This is a genomic window from Ideonella lacteola (assembly GCF_038066555.1).
Taxonomy (GTDB): domain Bacteria; phylum Pseudomonadota; class Gammaproteobacteria; order Burkholderiales; family Burkholderiaceae_C; genus Ideonella; species Ideonella lacteola.
Genome location: NZ_JBBUTG010000061.1, coordinates 1 through 3,197 on the forward strand (window position 1 = coordinate 1; position 3,197 = coordinate 3,197).

The 3,197-nt window shown below is 57.3% G+C and carries 4 protein-coding genes; all 4 read left to right on the forward strand.

Features of this window, described 5'->3' with window-relative positions; all coding sequences use genetic code 11:
• The first annotated feature begins 563 nt into the window (after positions 1–563).
• Positions 564–1,040: a hypothetical protein gene (locus tag AACH06_RS29910; protein WP_341429488.1), complete on the forward strand. Its 477-nt coding sequence runs from the start codon at positions 564–566 to the stop codon at positions 1,038–1,040.
• A 69-nt stretch (positions 1,041–1,109) separates the two neighbouring features.
• Positions 1,110–1,400 carry a ferredoxin gene (locus AACH06_RS29915; protein WP_341429489.1) on the forward strand — a complete coding sequence of 97 codons (291 nt, stop codon included), beginning with the start codon at positions 1,110–1,112 and terminating at the stop codon, positions 1,398–1,400.
• A gap of 182 nt (positions 1,401–1,582) precedes the next feature.
• Positions 1,583–1,996: a hypothetical protein gene (locus AACH06_RS29920; protein ID WP_341429490.1), complete on the forward strand. Its 414-nt coding sequence runs from the start codon at positions 1,583–1,585 to the stop codon at positions 1,994–1,996.
• A 606-nt stretch (positions 1,997–2,602) separates the two neighbouring features.
• On the forward strand, positions 2,603–3,037 hold the full coding sequence (locus tag AACH06_RS29925) for a hypothetical protein (RefSeq protein ID WP_341429491.1): 435 nt from the start codon (positions 2,603–2,605) through the stop codon (positions 3,035–3,037).
• The last annotated feature ends 160 nt before the right edge of the window (positions 3,038–3,197 follow it).

Below are 3,197 nucleotides of genomic sequence, written 5' to 3' on the forward strand. Positions count from 1 at the left end.
TCTCAATCACCGTGGCCTTGTGGGTCAATTCCCTGTCGCAGCATGCCTAGCCGAATGCGGCCTAACCCCTCCGTCAAGGGGACCTGCCTTCGGCAGGCCCCTTACGTCGAACGTTAGGCTCCGAAAGCCATGGTCATGGCAAAGCTCCTGCTCTCTCTGTTTGGCCGGTTGCTTGGCTCAGTCGCAATCGCGGCCGTAGCATTCTTCTTTGCGTCCATGGCGATGCGTCCATTCGGAGTCGGCAGTCCATAGAGTGCACCAGAACTCTCCCTTGCCGTGGCGGTTGCAGTCCTTTCGTTTGCCGTTAGCCTTTGGCGCTTATGGCAGGGTGAGTCGTTTCGGGAACAAGTCATGGAACTCTATGAGGCCACATTTGGGGCAACGCATCTTGGGTAGCTTCAACACCTCAGCCATGGCCGTTCATCTGAAGGCACCGCCCTACTTGAGAATGCGCTCACGTAGCCAAGTTCGGCCCTGGCTGGTCGCGTCACCCCAATCGGCGCCTAACCCCTCCGTCAAGGGGACCTGCCTGCGGCAGGCCCCTTACGTCGAACGTTAGGCATATGAAGGTCATCAACGTCGGCAAGGTTCAGATCACCTTCTCTTCTGCCGTAGTCACAGTCACAAGGCGTATCGAACATCGCGACTGGGTTGACGAGGGAGGTTCGTACGCACCTCAGGAAATCGAGATCATTCAGGCCAAGGACTCAGCAACAGTCGTTGGTCTCTCTGGAACTCAACGCGAAATGGGTCCGCACCAGGTTCGTGTCGTAAGCGCTGCTGTGTTCACCCCGCTGGACCTCGCGCGACACTTTCAAGACCTGCACGGAGTTGAAACTGAAGCTTTGCTTGATGCCATGTTCACCACTGACTACCCGTGGGGAAAGCTAGTCGCGCTCAACTGGAGCGCGATGGGGTATGTTCCGGGAGGCGTCACACATGTAATCCTTCCAAACGGCCACCCTGCCGTCGACCTCGGTGCGCTGAAACTGGAGTGGCCTAGCGTTGAGATCAATCCTCTACCCGGCGCATATGCCTAACCCCTCCGTCAAAGGGACTGGCCTGCGGCCAGCCCCTTACGTCGAACGTTAGGCCACGCGAGAAACTACATGCTCCAACATTCCGTCAAGAGCGTTTGGGTCGATCAAGATGTGTGCCTTGGCCACTATATCTGCGTCGTCGAGGCCCCACTCGTGTTTGAGGAGCGTGAGGGTCAATGGACCGTTCAAATCCTCGCGAGCGCAGACAGCGAGGTTCTTGGCCGAAGTACTGAAGCACTGTTCGTCGCAGCCGCAGTGTTCCCAGTAAGGGCCATCAAGCTCACGCTCGATACCGGTGAAGTTGTCGATGGTGACAGCGAAATCATCAAGGAATACTTGAAGCTGGGCCACAAGAAATAGTAGAACACCCTCGCACAAAGAGCCCCATCGGTCACGCACTTCAACTTTGCAATGCGCTTGTCAACTATTCCACTCATAGAAGGTCGGCGCCAGAAGAGCACCTTTGCAAGAACGTGGCCTAACCCCTCCGTCAAGGGGACGTCCCGCAAGCGGGCCGCCCCTTACGTCGAACGTTAGGCGTCATGATGTTCTTCGCCATCCTGATCCTTCCTATGGGCACGGACGTAACCGACGAGAAGTCGGTCGAGCAGGCTGCATCAGAGTTGATGCGCCCTTTCGAGATGTGGAAAGATGAGATTCCGGTGGAAAGCGGCCACTGGGATTACTACTGGTGCTGCTCGAAAGAGTGGATGGACGAAAGCCAGATCAGCTACTCCGCGTACACCGGTATCCCAGTCGATCAGCCACTCGTCGTCTTTCCTGTTGAGCAACTTTCTGTCGAAGGCGTCACGGACTCGATCGTCACCCCTAGAGGCGAGTGGATTCGAAGCAAATCGACCTATGTAGAGGAAGATCCTCCATGGGATGCCAAAGCTCTGGGCGTCTGTAGGTCGTTTCCAGGTCACTTCGGTGTCCTGGCCTACTGCCACGGCTGATGTAGAGCTTTCTATGAGCACTTCACAATGTTCATCTATGCACCCGATCTCGCGCAGATGCGCCGCGACGCCTAACCCCTCCGTCAAGGGGACTGGCCTGCGGCCATCCCCTTACGTCGAACGTTAGGTCTCACATGCGACCTCCACGCACAGCGGCAAAGGCCGGCCTCGTGGTTGTCACGGTTGCTCTATTTGTAGGCATCCATTCGGTTCTTTCTCGCTTTGCCTCCCACGCATCAGTTGCGGCAGCCATGGCTATCGCCGCCGCCGTGTTTTTGGCGTGCCTGGTCAAGGCGGCATCCGCTCGACGCGAATCCTCTAATGGGGCGTCGGCACACCTCCTATCGATCACAATGTGGGTAGCAATGGCCTTTCTTGTTGCTTGGCCAATTTGCGCGCTACTCGCTTATGCCCCTTGGAACCCAGCTAGCCACTGGCCGCCATAGCCACACTGATCTCCAAAGCCTGAGAGGTGCGCTTGCTTCTCCCGAGACCTAACCCCTCCGTCAAGGGGACGTCCCGCAAGCGGGCCGCCCCTTACGTCGAACGTTAGGGCTCATCATGCAACCTCATAGCCATCGCGTATCTGGGCAGGGTGTGGCAGACATGCTCGACATCCTTCGAGTTGCTCCACACAGTTCGGACGAACACTTGGTCAATGAGTTGATCACCAAGGGCTACTCCGAACTGGATGCGACGAAACTGTGCCTCTTCGTTCCTTCGGCGTTCACCTGGGCAACCCTGAAACTGATGGGAGTCGATTCATTCCCTTCCACCTACATTCGTGTCGATGAGGAAGGGGGAGAATCTGAAGTGTCCATCACTGAGGAACACTACTTCACGGCAGCACTTCAGATCGCGGTCGAGATCACTCAACAAGGCTGGACCTCGCAGATCGATAGAACATTCTTCGAGACCATCATCTCAAGAAGCGCCGAGATGGCCGCAGCCAACAAGGCCCTGTACGCTGGGGAATCGATCGCTGGCGCCACTGTCGGGCCATCTCGCTTCCACCTGCCAATCCGGCAGAATGAGCCCTAACCCCTCCGTCAAGGGGACCTGCCTGCGGCAGGCTCCTTACGTCGAACGTTAGGCTTCAGAAAGTAGCAGGCTGGTGAAGTCTCCGCGACATGTCAACGCGTTCTGGGTGCCAGCTTCATCGTCGGCGCGGACTGTCCGTCCTTCGGCGGCCAGCGCACGG

Coding starts and splice junctions, on each gene's coding strand:
- AACH06_RS29915 (WP_341429489.1), top strand. CDS start 1,110: ATGCTCCAACATTCCGTCAAGAGCGTTTGGGTCGATCAAGATGTGTGC.
- AACH06_RS29920 (WP_341429490.1), top strand. CDS start 1,583: ATGATGTTCTTCGCCATCCTGATCCTTCCTATGGGCACGGACGTAACC.
- AACH06_RS29925 (WP_341429491.1), top strand. CDS start 2,603: ATGCTCGACATCCTTCGAGTTGCTCCACACAGTTCGGACGAACACTTG.
- AACH06_RS29910 (WP_341429488.1), top strand. CDS start 564: ATGAAGGTCATCAACGTCGGCAAGGTTCAGATCACCTTCTCTTCTGCC.